The sequence below is a fragment of the Streptomyces filamentosus genome (assembly GCF_014654895.1).
Taxonomy (GTDB): Bacteria; Actinomycetota; Actinomycetes; order Streptomycetales; family Streptomycetaceae; genus Streptomyces; species Streptomyces filamentosus.
Genome location: NZ_BNBE01000002.1, coordinates 690,480 through 706,854, shown reverse-complemented (window position 1 = coordinate 706,854; position 16,375 = coordinate 690,480). Strand labels below are relative to the sequence as shown.

The following is a 16,375-nucleotide window of genomic DNA, read 5'->3' as shown; positions in this document are numbered from 1 at the left end:
CGGCTCCTCGGGGCCCGGGGGTCAGGGACCGGCCGGGTCGTCCGTGACGGGCAGGCACTCGGCGAGCAGGGCGACGACGTCACGCCAGGCGCGCCGGGCCTGCCGGGGGTGGTGGCCGACGCCGGGAGGCGTGGGATGGTCGACCGGCGGGTGGTGGAAGGCGTGCAGGGCCCCTCCGTAGACCACGAGGCGCCAGTCGACGCCCGCGGCCCGCATCTCCGCGACGAACGCGTCCCGCTGCGCGGGCGGCATGATCGGGTCCTCCGACCCGACCCCGGCCCACACCGGGCAGCGGATCCGCGCCGCCTCGCCCGGACGGCCCGTGGTCAGCCCGTTGACCGTCCCGATCGCGCGCAGGTCGACGCCGTCGCGGCCGAGTTCCAGCGCGATCGCGCCCCCGGTGCCGTAGCCGACGGCGGCGGTCCGGTCGAGGTCGGCCCGGGGTTCGGCGCGCAGCACGTCGAGCGCGGCGTGACCGATCCCCCGCATCCGGTCCGGGTCGGCGAGCAGCGGCATGCAGCGGGCCAGCATCTCCTCCGGGTCGTCCAGGTAGCGCCCTCCGTGCAGGTCGAAGGCCAGCGCCACGTAACCCAGTTCGGCCAGCGCCTCGGCCCGGCGGCGCTCGACGTCACTGAGCCCCACTCCCTCGGGCCCGATCAGGACCGCGGGCCGGCGCTCGGTGCCGGCCGGGAGGGCCAGGTGTCCGGTCATCGTCAGGCCGTCGGCCGGATACGCGACCGTACGGGTGGTGACTGTAGGTGTGGTGACTGTCGTCATGTCATCGGACGGTACGGACCGGTGCGCCCGCGCGGGCCGGTGTTCACCGACGGCAGACGATCGGCGCACCGCCTGCGCCTGCGCCTGCGCACGGGCTTCGGTGGAAGGCTTCCGCGGCCGGGCTTCCTCGGGAACGTCCGTGTTGCGAGGTCACCGGGAGTCGAAGTACCTGCCGAGGAGTTGGGGGAGGTAGTCGGCCGTCGGCCCCAGGTCCGTGGCCTCGTCCGGTGAGGTGACGAAGGCGAGCGCGTCGAGCTCCGGCGGTGTTTCCGGGGCGGGGGCGGTCCGCGTCCCGGCGAGGGTCGCGTGGCGGCGCCGGACGAGAGCCTCGGCGGCGGCGGGGCACGCGAAGTGGAAGCCGAGGCTTCCGAACCGCCTGCTCCGCGTCAGGGCCCACAGCCGCAACTCCCCGGCGGGGAGCCGCGTCCCGGTCTCCTCCAGCAGTTCGCGGACGGCGTGGCGGCGCAGCCCGGCGATGTCCAGGTCCTCCCCCGGGGGCGGCGGTTCGACCGTCCCGCCGGGGAGCGTCCAGCAGCCGGGGTGCGCCGTGCCGGGAGAGCCGCGGCCGATCAGGATGCCGCCCTCCGTGGGGACGAGCGCGGTGACGTACAGGGAGCCGGGGACCCGACCGGGCGGGCGGAGGCGCCGGAGGGCCCGCATCCGGTACGTCGCCGGGGCCCACCGCACCACCAGCTCCCCGGCGCGGGGGCGGTCCACCCCGAGGGCGGCGGCGATCGGGCCGTCGAACGCGGCGGGGTTGCCCGCCCGGGTCTCCTGCCAGAGCCGGTCCACCTCGACCCGCTCCCGAGGGGTGAGGGCCGGCGGCGGATGCGCGGCGAACGTGATCCCGGCGGTGTCGAGGAACTCGACGGGGAGAAGTCCGGTCATGGGGGCACCTCCTGGAGGGGACGGACCGGCCACCGTCCGGCGGACGGCGGCGCCGGAACTGCGTGGCCGCCGGCGGCGTCGCCCCCGTACAGTGCCGAAAGCATGACGACACTCGCATCCTTCACCTTCGTGCGCCACATGGACGGGCTCCGCTACGACTTCGAGCGCGTCGGCGAGCGCGACGGCCGCCCCGCCTACCGTCGAACGGACGGGGAGGTGTGGTGCGTCTGGTCGCCGGCCGACGGCTGGCACTGCGAGATCGCCGACGGCCTCGTCACCGCCCACCCCCTCGACGGCCGCGCCGACGAACCCGAACCCCAGGCCACCGTCTGGCGCAGCTTCAAAGACGACCGCTCCTACCTCTACGACCTCCGTCCCCTCGGCTCCGGGCGGACCCCCGGGCCGGCGGGGGACGCGGGGGCGTAGTCGAACCAGTCGAAGCGCACGGTGCCGGTGGCGGCGTACAGGCAGACCACGCGGCCGGTGAAGCCCCCGGCGACCTCGGTGGACAGGTAGCGGCCGTCCAGGGAGGCGAGTTCGGTCGCCGTGCCGTCCGTCGTCTCGACGCCGAGGACGAGGGAGTCGGGGCCGGTGCGCGGGTCGCCGGGGAGCGGCGGTTCCCCGGTGCGGACGGTGAGGACGACGGGGCCCGGGGGGAGCGGGAGTTCGGCCGCGACCGTACGCAGGGAGCCGACCCGGGCGATCACGCGGACGGTTCCGCCGGCGGTGGCCTCGACGGCGTAGTGGTGCCGGTCGTCGAGGCGGACCGCGAGGCCCCCGGAGCCCTCGGCGGGGTCGAGGAGGGTGCGGGCGCGGAAGGAGTGGTGCTGCTGGCGGCGGCCGAGGAGGACGGCGTCGAGGTCGTCCAGGGAGCCGCCGCGCGCCCGCAGGGTCAGCCAGCCGGGGCGCTCCTCCGTGGTGACGTGCCCGGACGGCCGGTCCCGCAGCGAGAGCCAGGCCGGGGCGAGTTCGGGGGCGTCGAAGTCGTCCCGGACCGCCGGGGCCGGGACGGGGTGCAGGGGCCACGGCAACCCCGTCGGCTCGGGACCGAGTTCGCCGACCACGGGCCAGCCGTCCTCCCAGGTGACGGGGGCGAGGAAGGTCTCCCGGCCCAGGACGTGCCAGCCGGGCGTGCCGCCCCGGGGGCGGACGCCGAGGAGCACCATCCACCAGGAGCCGTCCGGGGCCTGCACGAGGTCGGCGTGGCCGGTGTTCTGGACCGGGTGGCCGGTGCCGCGGTGGGTGAGGATCGGATTGGCGGGGCACGGCTCGAAGGGGCCGTCGGGCGCGGGGCCGCGGGCGATGGACACGCCGTGACCGCGCTCGGTGCCGCCCTCGGCGATCATCAGGTACCAGTGCCCGCCGATGCGGTAGAGGTGCGGGGCCTCGGGCGCGCTCGCCCCCGGGGTGCCGGACCACACGGGCCGGGGCTCGCCGAGGGCGCGGCCGGTCGCCGGGTCGATCCGCACCTGCGAGACGCCGGCGACCGTGCACCAGCAGGTGCCGTCCTCGTCCCAGGCCAGGTCCGGGTCGATGCCGGGGACGCCGGGGAGGCGGACCGGGTCGGACCAGGGGCCGGCCGGGTCGGTGGCGGTGAGGAGGAGGTTGCCCTCGCCGGGGGTGACGTTGGTGACGGCCAGCCAGAACCGTCCGTCGTGGTGGCGCAGGGTCGGCGCGTACAGCCCGCCCGACGAGGGGGTGTCCGGCGGCAGCCGGAGCTGCCCGGGCCGGTCCAGGGCGCTGCCGATCTGCGTCCAGTGCACCAGGTCCCGGCTGTGGAAGAGCGGAACGCCGGGGAAGTACTCGAAGCTGGAGCAGGCGAGGTAGTAGTCCTCCCCGACCCGGCAGACGCTGGGGTCCGGGTGGAAGCCGGGGAGGACGGGATGGGCGGGGCGCGCGGGCGCGTGCTCGTCGGACACCTCGGCGGTTCCTTTCGGAGGGGGGAGGTGAAGCGCTTCGACGTTGACACGCGCCCGGCGGCCGGTCAAGAGATGATCTCCCGGAAACCCCTTGCGGGAAGGGCGAGTTGGAGCGGGCTGTACCCCTGTCCCGCCGGAGGAGGCGAAGCGCTTCGTCTCACGGCTCCGCGCGCTCGCCCGTTCCTTCGTGCGGGGCGTACGGCGCCGTCACGTGCCGCTCGGTTCTCGTACGCGGCGGGCGAGCGCGTGGACGAGCGGGGCGAGTCGGCGGTACGGGTCGCGGGACGAGGCCGCCCACTCCGCCTCCAGGGCCGCGGCGTACTCCTCCGGGCCGGGCGCCCAGTCCTCGCGGTGGTCGTTGAGGACGCGTACGCCCTGCCAGGGCAGGGGGCGCAGCCCGTTCTCCGCGGCGAGCCGGTCGAGGTCCCCGGCGCTGTCGCCGCGGGTGCGGAGGCCGAGGCGGCCGGTGCTCGTGTCCGTGCCGGAGGCGATGAGGCCGAGCGCCGCCGCGTGGTCGCCGCGCAGGGCCTCGCGGAAGCCGATCGCGCGGCGGTTCTTCGTCAGGACGCTGAGCAGGCCCTGCTCCGCCACGAGCCCGGCCAGCCGGGCGACCGCCTCGTCCGGCCGGTCCAGGTACATCAGGACGCCGTGGCAGCACACCGCGTCGAACGGCTCGTCGGTGCCCAGTTCCTCGGCCGTCAGGACCTCGACGTCCGCGCGGAGGAAACGCACCCGCGCCTCCGGTCCCGCGTCGGCGGCCAGACGGCGGGCCGCGGCCGCGAGCATGCCGGCGGAGGCGTCCACGGCGGTCACCTCGTGCCCGGCCGCGGCGAGCCGCAGCGTCGTCTCGCCGTCCCCGCACCCGGCGTCCAGGACCCGGACCGGACGCTCCGGGAGCTCCGCCCCCAGCCGCCGGTGCACGAGGTCGTGCCGCAGCCGGCCCCGCGCGCTGCGCCCGTACGCGTCGTAGGCGGCGCCGACGGCCGCGAAGTCGGGCACGGGGGCCGTCGGTCCGGCGGTGGTGCCGGGCGCGCCCCTCTCGGCCGTGCCGGTCGTCTCGTCCGTCATCGGGCCGCTCCTTCGGTGCTGCTGGGGTCGGGGCTGGGGTCGGTGAGGGCCGGGCCGCCCCCGGACGGCTGGTATCCGGCCGCCTGGAGGGTGAACATGTGCGCGTACAGGCCGTCGTGCGCCATGAGTTCCTCGTGGGAGCCCTCCTCGACGATCCGGCCTGCGTCGAAGACGTAGATCCGGTCGCAGCCGACGACACTGGCGAGCCGGTGGGAGATGAGGACGGTGATCCGGTCCTCGCGCGGCCGGTCGCGCAGGACCGCCTCGTACACGGCGTGCTCGGACGGCGGGTCCATGCTCGCGGTCGGTTCGTCGAGGAGCAGCAGCGGAGCGTCGTTGTACAGGCCGCGGGCGACGGCGATCTTGGCCCACTGGCCGCCGGAGAGGTCCTGGCCGCCGCGGAACCGCTTGGACAGCGGCGTGCCCCACTGCTCCGGAAGCCGCGCGACGACCTGGTCGGCGCCGGAGGCCCGGACGGCGGCCAGGGCCCGCTCCGGGTCGGCCTCGGTGAGGCTTCCGGTGGCCGCGGTGACGTTGGCCAGGGCGCTGAAGGGGAACCGTACGGGCTCCTGGAGGACGAACGCGACCTGCCGCTGGAGGGACGCGGCGTCCATCTCCCGCACGTCGAGGCCGTCCCAGCGGATGGTGCCCTCCTGCGCCTCGTACAGGCCGGCCAGGAGCTTCGACGCCGTCGTCTTGCCGCCGCCGTTCGAACCGACGAAGGCGACCGTCTCGCCCGCCCTGAGCGTCATCGACACCCCCGACAGGGCCGGTTCCGTCTTTCCCCGGTAGGTGAACGACACGTCCTCCAGCCGGATCGCCCCGACGTGCTCGGGCGCCGGCACCTCGCCGGTGCGCATCTGGAGGCCCCGGCACCGTTCCAGTACGGCTTCCAGGTCCGACACCCACAGGGCGTGCTCGTACACCAGGTGGGCGACCTCCACCAGCCGGGTCAGCGCGGTCTGCCCGGTCTGGACGGCGAGGACCGCGCCCGCGCCGGCCGCGAGGGGGAGCCAGCCGGCCACCAGCATGGCGGCGAGCGCGCCGTAGGTGACGCCGGTGCCCAGACCGCCGAGCCCCCGGCCGGCCAGGTGCAGCCAGGCCGCCTGCGTGCGGAGCCGGGTGTCCTCCGCGGCGATCCGGGTGATCAGCCGGTCGTGCTCGTCCAGCAGGGCCGTCTGCACGGTGTCGGAGCGCACCTCGGCGGCGGCGTCCTGGTCGAGCAGCAGCCAGGTGAAGACCCGGACCCGGCGCTGGAGGGCGTTCCACCGCTTGAAGGAGTGGAAACGGGCCCGGGCGCTGCGGACCGCCGCCGCGCCGACCGGCAGCACGGACAGCAGCATCAGCGGCAGCAGGGCGGGGTGCAGGAGGCCGAGGACGCCGGCGGTGCCGGCCAGGCCGAGGGCGGCGGAGGCGAGCGAGACGACCTGGCCGACCAGCTCGCGGGCGTAGAACAGCCCGCGGTCGTGGGCGCGGAACACCTCGTCGTGCCAGTCGGCGTCCTCCACCGCCTCCAGCCGCACGTGCGCCGTCAGCCGGAAGAGCTCCTTCTCCAGCGCGGTCCTGACCTTCGGGGTGACCCGGGCCTGCGCCGCCGCGACCCCCGCCTCCATCACAGCCCGCAGGGCGAGGAAGAGGACGACGAGCAGGATCCGCGGGACGGCGGCCCCGACCCGGTCGGGCGTCGGCCCCTGGGCGAACAGCTCCCGCAGCACCGCCACCGAGGCGACGAGCCCGAAGGCGGTCATGGCGGCGGACGCGAGCTGGCACACCACGACGGCGAGGGTGGCGCGCGCGTCGGCCCGCCAGGCGAGCAGCCCGATCCGGCGGGTGATCCGAGGCAGCCGGCCGAGGATCTCCCGGACGCCGGCCTGCGCGGCGGCCCCGTCGTGGACGGACCAGTACGCCTCCTCCATCTCCTCGGCGATGTCCCCGTCCTCCGATCCGGTGGACAGGCGCCGGGGCGGCAGATCGAGCGTCGCGGTGCGGGGCGGGGGGACCGCCCCGCCGGAAGCGGTGGGAAGAGGATGCAACAGGGCCTCCAGGGAGGTGAGTTGGGGGTTTCGGGGTGTCGGTCGGTTCAACGAGGGGGAAGGCCGCGGCGAGAACATGTGATTCGGACGGCGTTCGAACCCAGGCGGCAGGCGGAAGCGTGTTCGTGTCGTGTGCATCGATCCGTGCGGGGCGGGGACCGGCACGGACACGGGGCGTGGCCGAATCGCCGAGGGCCGAGGAGAGCCGCCCGGTGACGGACGGGCGGACACGGTGGACGCGCTGGACTCGGGTGTACCGGCGGCCGCCGGGCGCGCGCGGGGATCATGGATGATGGGAGGCGGCGGCCGGAGGGGGCGCCGGACGGTCGTGCGTCCGGCGCGGACGGGACCGGGTCCGGGAACAGGACCGGTAACAGGCCCGGGAACAGGGCCAAGAGCGGTGGGGAAGCGGAACGTGACGGACGACGGACAGGGACCGGCCGAGGCGCGGCGGGCGCACGGGCAGGACACCTGCGCGGCGCACCCCGGGACGGACGGAGGGCGGCCGTCCGCGCCGGCGGCCCACGCGGCCGCCGTCTTCCGCGCGGCCGGCGCCCGGGACGTCCTCGAACTCGGCTCGGGCCACGGGCGCGACGCCCTGTACTTCGCACGGGAGGGGTTCGCCGTCCGGGCCACCTGCTTCTCCGCCACCGGCCCGGAGCGGCTGCGCGCGGCGGCCGTGCGGCAGGGCGTGGACGGGCGGGTGACGGCCGAGGCGTACGACGTACGGGACCCGCTGCCGCTGCCGGACGACTCCGTCGACGCGGTCTTCGCCCACATGCCGCCGGCCACGGCCCTGTCCACCGGGGAGATCCGAGCCCTGGCCGGCGAGGTCCGCCGCGTCCTGCGGCCGGGCGGCACCTTCGTCCACACCGTGCGGCACACCGGCGACGCCCACGGCGGCGGCGGGATCCCGCACGGCGGCGACAGCCGCGAACACGGCGGTTCCGCCGCGCGGTTCCTCCCCCGCGACCTGGCCGACGCCCTCGCGGAGGGCTGGACCCTCGACGAGGTCCACGCCTTCGAGGAGGGCGACCCGCCCCGCCGCCTGTGGCGCGTCACCCAGAGCCTGCCGCCGGTCGCCGCCGCTCCGGACATCACCGTCGACGGCACGGGACTGCTCTGCGTCACCCTCCTGCTGCGCCTGCGCAAGCAGATCGACGACGCGGCCCCGGGCACCGTCGTGCACGTCGTCGCGACCGACCCGGCCGCCCCGCTCGACCTGCCCGCCTGGTGCCACATGACCGGACACGACTACCTCGGGCCGGTCCCCGGCGAACGGCCGGTGTACGCGCTCCGGCTGACCGCCGGCGCCGTGGCCACCCGGCCGGACGCCCCGTGGCACCCCGCCGGTCCGCAGGAGGCGGCGGACGGCCCCCGGGAGACGCCGAGGCGCCCCGGACCGCGGCGGTCCGGGGCGCCTTCCGGGACCGTACCCGACCGGTGACGGCAAGACCGTCGGTCGAGGGGCGGCCGGTGGGCGGGGCGGTCGGTCAGGCGGAGAAGGAGCCCGCGCCACCCGGCACGTGGGTGCCGTACCCGGGCTGGACGACCAGCGAGGGGCCGAGACAGAACGGGTTGCCGTAGACCCGCACCGGGCCGTCGGTCTGGTTCGTCAGGACGTGCGCGACCGTGGGCAGCTGCCGGCAGCCGGCCGGGTCCCGGTAGACGTCCAGCGGCTGCGCCTCCGTGGAGAACACGACGACGTCGCCGGAGGCGGCGGCCTGGGCGGGCGCGGCCAGGCCCAGCATCGAACCCGCCGCGATCAGGGAGACAAGTACCGCTCGTGTACGCATGACCGTCCTCACCACAGATGCTCCCGCGTCGGCGCGGGCTCGCTCCACAGCTATCGCGACGCCCCTTCCAAGATCCACTCCGACGGGGCGGTTTCACTCTCCAGGACCACCGTGACCATCCCGTACGCGCCACCCCGATGAGTTTCGGTCGCGGGAGCCGTCTTCCTTTCGTACGCCCGCACAGCCACGACCCGAGGAGACCGAAGAGATGCCCTACGCCGACGTCGACGGAGTGTCCCTGTACTTCGAGGAGCACGCCTCCGCCACCGGCCCCGGGGCGGACGGGGCGCCGCTCGTCCTCCTGCACGGCGGGTTCGGCGCCGGGGAGATGTTCGCGCCGCTGCTGGCCGCGGGGGTCGGCGAGGGCCGGCGGGTGATCACCGTGGACCTGCGAGGACACGGACGGACGCCGGACGTCGCCGGCCTGCCGATGACGGTGGAGGCGCTGGCCGACGACGTGGCAGGACTCCTCCGGCACCTCGGCGGGGAGGCGGCGGACGTCCTCGGCTACTCGCTCGGCGCGGGCACCGCCATGCGCCTGGCGATCCAGCACCCCGGCCTGGTGCGGCGGCTCGTCGTGGTGTCGATGCCGGCGCGGCGCACGGGCTGGTTCCCCGAGGTGACCGCGCAGATGGACATGATGGACGAGGGCGCGGCGGAGGCGATGAAGCAATCGCCCATGTACGAGCTGTACGCGCGGATCGCGCCCCGCGTCGAGGACTGGCCGACGCTGGTCGGGAAGGTCGCCGCGATGAACCGGCGGGACTTCGACTGGAGCGCGGAGATCACGGGCGTCACCGCGCCCGTGCTGCTCGTCTTCGGCGACGGGGACGCCGTCCGTCCCGCGCACATGGTCGAGTTCTTCGGCCTCCTCGGCGGCGGTCTGAAGGACCCGGGATGGGACGGCGGCGACCGCCCCGCCGCACGCCTGGCGGTCCTCCCCGGCGCCACGCACTACGACCTGATGCTCTCCCCGCTGCTGCCGCCCGCCGTACGGGCGTTCCTCGACGACGGGCCGGCCGGCCGGGGAGAGCCGGGACACGGCCGGTAGGGGTGGCCCCACCCCGGATGGGCCCGGACGCCGGATGGGGTGACGGGGCGTCGGGCGGAAGGCTGGGGGCATGACAACACGCCCCGCGCACAAGCCCCTTGCCGCTTCCGTCCTGCCCGTCTCCCTCGCCGTCTCCGTCGTCGCGGGGACCGGTCTCGTCGCCTCCGGCGGCACCGCCGCCGCCACCGAGACCGCCCCCCGCCCCCGTACGACCGCCACCGCTGTCGCCTCCGCCGGTGGCGCGCTCCAGTGGGGCGACTGTCCCGCCTCCGTGAAGCCGGCCGACGGGCAGCGGTGCGCACGCCTCTCCGTGCCGCTCGACCACGTCGACCCCACCGGGCCCCGCATCGAACTCGCCGTCTCCCGGCTGGCCGCCGGACGGCCCGGGGCACGCCGCGGGACCCTGCTCGTCATCCCGGGCGGGCCCGGCAGCCCCGGCCTGCAACGGCTCGCGCAGAAGGGGCCCGCGCTCGCGGAGGAGACCGGCGGGGCGTACGACCTGGTGGCCTTCGACCCGCGCGGGGTCGGCGGGTCCGCGAAGGCCCGGTGCGGGCTCGCCGAGGAGGACCGGTGGATGGTGACCCTGCGGTCCTGGCCCGCCGCGGACGGCTCGACCGGCGCCAACGCCGACCGGGCACGGCGCGTCGCCGACGCCTGCGCCCGGAACGGCGGGGCGATGCTGCGGAGCCTCACCACCGCCGACCAGGTCCGGGACATGGAGCTCCTGCGGCAGGCGCTCGGCGAGGAGAAGCTGTCGGCGTGGGCCAACTCGTACGGCACCTACGTCGCCGCCCGGTACGCGCAGGAGCACCCCGGGCGCACCGACCGCTGGGTCCTGGACAGCAGCGCCGACCCGGACCCGCGCCGGGTCGCGTACGGCTGGCTCGCCGACATGGCGAAGGGCGCCGACGACCGCTTCCCGGACTTCGCCGCCTGGGCCGCCCACCCGGACCGGGAGGCGGAGGGACTGCGCCTCGCCGACCGCCCCGCGGACGTGCGGACCCTCGTGCTCGGCCTCGCCGCGCGGCTCGACCGGGAGCCCCGCGCCACCGCCGTGCCCGGCGCCCCGCTCACCGGCGCCGCCTTCCGGCAGGCGCTCCAGTCCGCCCTCTACTCCGACGCGGCCTTCCCGGCCTTCGCCCGGCTCGCCGGCCAGGCCCTCGACCCGGCGGCCGTGCCCGTGCTGCCGCCCGAGCTCTCCGGGGCGATGCCGGACGAGGCCGCGGCCGTCACCGTGGGCGTGGTGTGCAACGACGTCGACTGGCCCCGTTCCGTCCCCGCGTACGCCCGGGCGGTCGCCGCCGACCGGATCCGGCACCCCCTCACCGGCGGCATGCCCGTCAACGTCACCCCCTGCGCCTTCTGGAAGGGCGGCGCCGTGGAGAAACCGGTCCGGCTCACCGGGAACGGCCCCTCGAACATCCTGATGATCCAGAACCTGCGGGACCCGTCCACCCCGCACTCCTCCGGCCTGAAGATGCGCGAGGCGCTCGGCCCCCGCGCCCGGATGGTCTCCGTCGACCGCGGCGGCCACGGCTCGTACCTGGTCGCCGCCGGCGGCACGGGCAACGCCTGCGGCGACCGGACCGTCACCCGCTTCCTCCTGACCGGGGAACGGCCCGCCACCGACGTGCTGTGCCGGTGACCTTCGGGGAACTCCGGTGGCCCCCGTGACCTGGGCGAACGGGTGTCCGGGCGGCAACCGGACAGGCCCCACGGCGTTCTCGCCATCCTTTCCCGTCCGGCTGCGGACCGACCGCGTGGCCCGGTGCACTGGTCCCATGCTGACGATCAACGTGGCGGTGCTGCTCGCGGTCATCGTGGTGATGAGGCTGCGGCGCAGGACCCAGGCCAGGAGCCGGGCCGAGGAGCGCAACACCGCCCTCCTCGTCCTGGTGCTGGGGATCCTGATCGCGCCCACTCCCGTGGGCCAGAGCGTCTTCGACGGGATCGGCCGACTCGTCCGGGGCGTTTCGGGGATCGGCCTGTGAGCCCGCGGTCCGGGCCGCGCCGGCGTCGGCCGGCCGCGCGGCGGACGGCGCGGGCTCCTGGCGGGGAGTGGGGCGGGATCCTGGTGGGCGGTGTGGTGGCGGTCGGGGTGCTGCGGTGGCTGGTCGCGCATCCTTGGGTGCTGGTGGTATGCGGATTGGTGCTGGCGACGGGTGCTGCCGGGTGGGTGTACCGACGGCGGGAGGCCGCCCGGTGGGAGCGGGTACGGGAACGGGGGCTGCGGTACGCGATGCCGCAGATCGACGCCCTGCACCACCGGCAGTTCGAGGACGCCGTGAGGGACCTGATGCGGCGCGACGGCTGCGCGCGGGCAGACCGGGTCGGCGGAGCCGGTGACAACGGGGCCGATGTGAAGGCCATGGACCCCTTCGGACGCCTGTGGGTCATCCAGTGCAAGCACCGCAGGGCCGGGGCGGACGGCGCCGCGGTCGGGACGCCGGACCTGCACGTCCTCAACGGCACCGGCCGCCCCGTCCACCACGGCGACGTCGTCGTGCTGGTCACCAACGGCCGGTTCACGGCCAACGCCGTCGACTTCGCCCGCTCCCAGAGGCTCCACCTGGTGGACCGGCACCTCCTCGCCGCGTGGGCTGCCGGATCCACTCCGCTGTGGGAGCTACTGGGAGGACTGCCCTCCCCGCGCCGCCCCTCCCCGGGCTCCTGAGGGGCGGCGCGTCGTCAGGGCGTGGGGGCCGGATCGAGCGTGAACTCCGGGTGGAGGCGGCGGTGGTGGTCGACGGGGCGGGGCGGGCCGGTGAGGGTGACGTGGGCGGTCAGGAGGGGGGTGGTGCTGGAGGGGCCGAGGCGCAGTTCCAGGGCGCCGGGTTCCACCGTGCGGAGGCCGTCGCGGCCGGTGAAGGAGGCCAGGTCGGCGGGGACGGTGACGTGCAGGCGGCGTTCTTCCCCGGGGGCCAGGTCCAGGCGCGCGTAGCCGATGAGGCGCTGGAGGGGCTGGACGACGGAGGCGACCGGGTCGTGCAGGTACAGCTGGACGACTTCGGTGCCGGGGCGGGCCCCGGTGTTGCGGACGGTGAGGGACAGGTGGAAGGTGCCGTCCGTGGGGGCCGTGGGGGACTCCACGGCGAGGCCGGACCAGGCGAAGCTCGTGTAGGTCAGGCCGTGGCCGAAGCCGAAGGCGGGCGTGGGGTCGATGCTGGAGACCTCGCCGGCGTGGCCGAGGCGGGCGGCCAGATAGGTGGACGGCTGGGCGCCGGGGTGCCGGGGCACGCTGACGGGGAGGCGGCCGCTCGGCTCGGTCCGGCCGCTGAGGACCGAGGCGATGGCGCCGGTACCGGCCTCGCCGGGGAAGAAGGACTGCACGACGGCCGCCGCCTCGTCGGCCGCGCGGCCCAGGGCGTACGGCCGGCCGGAGAGCAGCACGGCGACGACCGGGGTGCCGGTGTCGAGGAGGGCGTCGAGGAGCTGCTGCTGGGCGCCGGGCAGGACGAGGGACCCGGCGTCGCAGCCCTCGCCGCTGGTGCCGCGGCCGAAGAGCCCGGCGCGGTCGCCGAGCGCGGCGACGACGAGGTCGGCGCCGCGGGCGAGCGCCAGGGCCTCGGCGAAGCCGTCGGTCGCCGCGTCGTCGATGCCCGTGCCGGCCGCCACGGTGATGCCGGCGGCGGGGAACTCCGCCCGGAGCGCCTCGTGGAGGGTGGGCAGCTCGATGCCGGGGGCGACGTCCGGGTGCTGGCCGCCGACGTGGACGGGGAAGGAGTAGCAGCCGAGGACGGCGGTGGGGGCCTCGGCGGTGGGGCCGATCAGCGCGATCCGGCGGGGGGCCGCGTCGAGCGGCAGGACGCCGTCGTTGCGCAGGAGGACGACGGCCCGTTCGGCGACGCGCGCCGCCAGCGCGCGGTTGCGGTCCGGGTCCAGGGTGACCGTGCCGCGCAGCGCCTCGGCGGCGGCCGTGGTGTCCACGCCCTCCAGGACGGCGGGCACGGGACTCCAGTCGGGGTCGAGCAGGCCGAGCTCCGCCTTCTGGACGAGGACCCGGCGCACCGCGCGGTCCACGAGCTCCTCGGGCACGGCGCCCTTCTCGACGGCGTCGAGGAGGGGCGCGCCGAAGGTCTTCACCGTGGGCAGCTCGACGTCCACGCCGGCGGCGAGGGCGGTCGCGGCGGCCTCGCCGAAGGTCCCGGCGACCCCGTGCAGGGTCTTCAGGAACGCGATGCCGAAGTAGTCGGCGACGACCGTGCCGGCGAAGCCCCAGGTGTCGCGGAGCAGCCCGGTGAGGAGGGCGTCGTCGGCGGCGGACGGGATGCCGTCGGTGTCGGTGTAGGCGTGCATCACCGACCGGACCCCGCTCTCCCGGACGGCCATCTCGAACGGCGGCAGGATCACGTCGGCGAGCTCCCGGCGGCCCATGCCGACCGGGGCCAGGTTGCGGCCCGCCCGGGAGGCGGAGTAGCCCGCGAAGTGCTTGAGGGTGGCGACGATCCCGGCGGACTCCAGGCCCCGCACATAGGCGGTGGCGACGGTGCCGACGAGGTACGGGTCCTCGCCGATGGTCTCCTCGACGCGGCCCCACCGGGCGTCGCGCACGACGTCGAGGACCGGCGCGAGACCCTGGTGGACGCCGACCGCGCGCATGTCGCGGCCGATGGCGCGGGCCATCTCCCGGATCAGCTCCGGGTCGAAGGTCGCGCCCCAGGACAGGGGGACCGGGTAGGCGGTGGCGCCCCAGGCGGCGAAGCCCGCGAGGCACTCCTCGTGGGCCACGGCGGGGATGCCGAAGCGGTTCGCGGCGGCGATCCTCGCCTGGGTGCGCATCAGGGACAGTGCGCCGAGGGCCGGGTCGACGGGGACCGTGCCGAAGGGGCGGGTCAGCTGGCCGAGGCCGTCGGGGAGCAGGGCGTCGAGGTCGACGGCCTCCTCCATGTCGTGCTGGTGCGGGGCGACTTCGGCGCCCTCGTCGGAGGCGCCGACCCAGACGCCGAAGAGTTGGGCGATCTTCTCCCGGAGCGTCATCTCGCGGAGCAGCGCGTCGGCGCGGCTCCCGGGGTCCAACGCGGTGTCGCGCCAGCGGGGGAGCGGGGAGGGGGGCAGCGGGGCCACGTGGTCGGTCACTTTCCTCCGACTCCCATCAGCCCCTGGACCAGGGCACGACGGGCGAACAGATAGACGAGCAGGACGGGGAGCATGGAGAGGACGACGGCCGCGAGCAGGCCCGGGATGTCGACGCCGTGCTCGGTCTGGAAGTCGTACAGGCCCATGGTGATGACCTTGTTCTCCGAGGACTGGGTGAGCACGAGGGGGAACAGGAAGCCGTTCCACGCCTGGAGGGAGGAGAAGACGACGACGGTCGAGAGGCCGCCCTTGGACAGCGGCAGCACCAGCTGGCGGAAGATCCGCCAGGTGGAGGCGCCGTCGACGGTCATCGCCTCGTACAGCTCGGGCGTGATGTCGCGCATGACGCCGGTGAGGATCAGGACGCAGACCGGCATGGCGAAGGCGGCGGTCGGCAGGATGACGCCGATCAGGTTGTCGTAGAGCCCGGCCTCGTTGATGAGGTAGAACATCGGGACGATCACGGCCTGGGAGGGGATGGCCAGTCCGAGCAGGAAGAGCCGGAAGACCCTCCCGGTGGCCTTGCCGTCGCTGCGGACGATGGCGTACGCGAGCGGCGGCACGAGGAGCAGCACGAGGCCGACCACGGCGACGGTGACGACGACGGTGTTGAGGAAGTACTGCGCGAAGCCGTCGTTCAGGTCGTTGATGTAGTTGTCGAGCGTGAGGTTCTCCGGGAGCCCGAGGGGCCCGTTCGCGGCGTAGTCCGCCCGGGTCTGGAAGGTGGCGACCAGCATGACGTACAGCGGCAGGCCGACGACGAACAGCCACACCAGCGAGCCGAATCCGGCGAGGTGGTTGGGGCGCCTTCTCATCACACGCCCTCCATGGTGCTGCGCATCTTGTCGTAGCCGCTCAGGCGGACCATGACCAGGGAGACGAGGCTGGCGACGAGGACGAGCAGCAGGGCGATGGCGGAGGCCATGCCGAAGTCGAAGCTCTTGAACGCCTTCTGGTACATGTAGTAGGCGCTGTTCGTGGTGTCGGTGCCCGGTCCGCCCTGGGTGAGGATCAGCACGGTGTCGAAGGTGGTCAGGCCGCCGACGACCATGAGGATCGTCGAGGTCACGACGGTGTTGCGGAGCTGCGGCAGGGTGATGTGGAAGAACTGCCGCACCCGGCCGGCGCCGTCGATCTGGGCCGCTTGGTAGAGGACCTGGGGGATGGCCCGGGTGGCGCCCTGGTAGAGCAGGGTGTGGAGGGGCGTGAACTGCCAGGTGCTGACGAGGACGAGGACGCCGAGGGCGCTGGTCTGCACGCCGAAGAGGTTGCCGTCGCCGAACAGCCACGTGGCCTGGGAGGGGATGCCGAAGTTGGGATCGAGGAGGGCCCGCCACAGGACGGACACGGCGGTGATGGAGAGCAGCAGCGGGACGAAGTAGATCGCGGAGAGGACGGCCCGGTTGCGCTGGTGGCCGGCGGCCCAGACGCCGAGCAGGATGCTGAGGGGGGTCTGGACGAGGACGCCGAGGACGGTGAGGACGAGGCTCAGCCAGAGGCTCTTCACCATGACGGGGTCGTCGAGCAGCTTGTTCCAGTTCTCCAGGCCGGCGAACTCGGGGGAGCCGAGGCCGTTCCAGCGGGTGAAGGAGAGCACGACGACCAGGAGGAGCGGGACGAGGGCGAACAGGCCGAAGAAGACGGCGGCGGGCGCCGCCCAGGCGAAGCCCGGGCGGCCCGCTCCGGTCCCGGGGCGGGCGGGCCGCCTCCGGTTCCGGGTCGTCTCCTCGCTGTCCACGGCGGGTGCTGTGGCAGTGGTCATGTCAG

15 protein-coding genes are annotated in these 16,375 nt (G+C 75.2%); 6 read left to right on the top strand and 9 right to left on the bottom strand.

What is annotated here, in order from left to right:
* Positions 1 to 21: 21 nt before the first annotated feature.
* Both IE326_RS22125 and IE326_RS22120 read right to left on the bottom strand, forming a co-directional pair.
* Complete coding sequence (locus IE326_RS22125; protein WP_190042737.1) at positions 22 to 777, bottom strand: dienelactone hydrolase family protein; 756 nt, start codon at positions 775 to 777, stop codon at positions 22 to 24.
* Between the two features lie 150 nt (positions 778 to 927).
* Positions 928 to 1,665 (bottom strand): NUDIX hydrolase, encoded by a 738-nt coding sequence (locus IE326_RS22120; protein ID WP_190042736.1) that lies wholly within the window; start codon positions 1,663 to 1,665, stop codon positions 928 to 930.
* Between the two features lie 102 nt (positions 1,666 to 1,767).
* Here IE326_RS22120 and IE326_RS22115 point away from each other — a divergent pair, with 102 nt between their 5' ends.
* Entirely contained in the window at positions 1,768 to 2,091 is a 324-nt protein-coding gene (locus IE326_RS22115; protein WP_190042735.1) for a hypothetical protein, read from the top strand.
* Here the strand turns inward: IE326_RS22115 and IE326_RS22110 are convergent.
* The 3 genes from IE326_RS22110 to IE326_RS22100 all read right to left on the bottom strand — a co-directional run bounded on the left by IE326_RS22110 (position 2,028) and on the right by IE326_RS22100 (position 6,685).
* Positions 2,028 to 3,584 carry a glycoside hydrolase family 43 protein gene (locus tag IE326_RS22110; protein ID WP_190042734.1) on the bottom strand — a complete coding sequence of 519 codons (1,557 nt, stop codon included), beginning with the start codon at positions 3,582 to 3,584 and terminating at the stop codon, positions 2,028 to 2,030. The two genes, IE326_RS22115 and IE326_RS22110, sit on opposite strands and share 64 nt — an antisense overlap.
* A gap of 207 nt (positions 3,585 to 3,791) precedes the next feature.
* Positions 3,792 to 4,652, bottom strand: coding sequence for a class I SAM-dependent methyltransferase (locus IE326_RS22105; protein ID WP_190042733.1), 861 nt, complete (start codon positions 4,650 to 4,652; stop codon positions 3,792 to 3,794).
* The gene (locus IE326_RS22100) at positions 4,649 to 6,685 is read right to left on the bottom strand and encodes an ABC transporter ATP-binding protein (protein WP_229915565.1); all 2,037 of its coding nucleotides are present in this window, start codon (positions 6,683 to 6,685) and stop codon (positions 4,649 to 4,651) included. Before IE326_RS22100 ends, IE326_RS22105 begins: the two co-directional genes overlap by 4 nt.
* A gap of 415 nt (positions 6,686 to 7,100) precedes the next feature.
* Between IE326_RS22100 and IE326_RS40890 the strand changes: the two genes are divergently transcribed.
* Entirely contained in the window at positions 7,101 to 8,132 is a 1,032-nt protein-coding gene (locus IE326_RS40890) for a methyltransferase domain-containing protein (RefSeq protein ID WP_229915564.1), read from the top strand.
* A 46-nt stretch (positions 8,133 to 8,178) separates the two neighbouring features.
* Here the strand turns inward: IE326_RS40890 and IE326_RS22085 are convergent, their stop codons facing one another.
* On the bottom strand, positions 8,179 to 8,481 hold the full coding sequence (locus IE326_RS22085; protein WP_150226485.1) for a hypothetical protein: 303 nt from the start codon (positions 8,479 to 8,481) through the stop codon (positions 8,179 to 8,181).
* Between the two features lie 208 nt (positions 8,482 to 8,689).
* Between IE326_RS22085 and IE326_RS22080 the strand changes: the two genes are divergently transcribed.
* The 4 genes from IE326_RS22080 to IE326_RS22065 all read left to right on the top strand — a co-directional run bounded on the left by IE326_RS22080 (position 8,690) and on the right by IE326_RS22065 (position 12,206).
* The gene (locus IE326_RS22080; RefSeq protein WP_190042731.1) at positions 8,690 to 9,532 is read left to right on the top strand and encodes an alpha/beta fold hydrolase; all 843 of its coding nucleotides are present in this window, start codon (positions 8,690 to 8,692) and stop codon (positions 9,530 to 9,532) included.
* A 70-nt stretch (positions 9,533 to 9,602) separates the two neighbouring features.
* Positions 9,603 to 11,177 (top strand): alpha/beta hydrolase, encoded by a 1,575-nt coding sequence (locus IE326_RS22075; RefSeq protein WP_190042730.1) that lies wholly within the window; start codon positions 9,603 to 9,605, stop codon positions 11,175 to 11,177.
* Between the two features lie 136 nt (positions 11,178 to 11,313).
* On the top strand, positions 11,314 to 11,523 hold the full coding sequence (locus tag IE326_RS22070) for a hypothetical protein (RefSeq protein ID WP_190042729.1): 210 nt from the start codon (positions 11,314 to 11,316) through the stop codon (positions 11,521 to 11,523).
* Positions 11,520 to 12,206: a restriction endonuclease gene (locus IE326_RS22065; protein WP_373310248.1), complete on the top strand. Its 687-nt coding sequence runs from the start codon at positions 11,520 to 11,522 to the stop codon at positions 12,204 to 12,206. The genes IE326_RS22070 and IE326_RS22065 overlap by 4 nt, the downstream gene beginning before the upstream one ends.
* Positions 12,207 to 12,220: 14 nt before the next feature.
* On the opposite strand, the gene IE326_RS22060 is transcribed toward IE326_RS22065, so the two are convergent.
* The 3 genes from IE326_RS22060 to IE326_RS22050 are packed head-to-tail and all read right to left on the bottom strand — an operon-like array spanning position 12,221 to position 16,370.
* A complete protein-coding gene (locus IE326_RS22060; protein WP_444545378.1) occupies positions 12,221 to 14,608 on the bottom strand; it encodes a beta-xylosidase/alpha-l-arabinosidase in 2,388 nt (795 codons plus the stop codon).
* Positions 14,605 to 15,423: a carbohydrate ABC transporter permease gene (locus tag IE326_RS22055; protein WP_150226482.1), complete on the bottom strand. Its 819-nt coding sequence runs from the start codon at positions 15,421 to 15,423 to the stop codon at positions 14,605 to 14,607. Before IE326_RS22055 ends, IE326_RS22060 begins: the two co-directional genes overlap by 4 nt.
* Positions 15,423 to 16,370 (bottom strand): carbohydrate ABC transporter permease, encoded by a 948-nt coding sequence (locus tag IE326_RS22050; protein WP_150226481.1) that lies wholly within the window; start codon positions 16,368 to 16,370, stop codon positions 15,423 to 15,425. Before IE326_RS22050 ends, IE326_RS22055 begins: the two co-directional genes overlap by 1 nt.
* Positions 16,371 to 16,375: the final 5 nt, after the last annotated feature.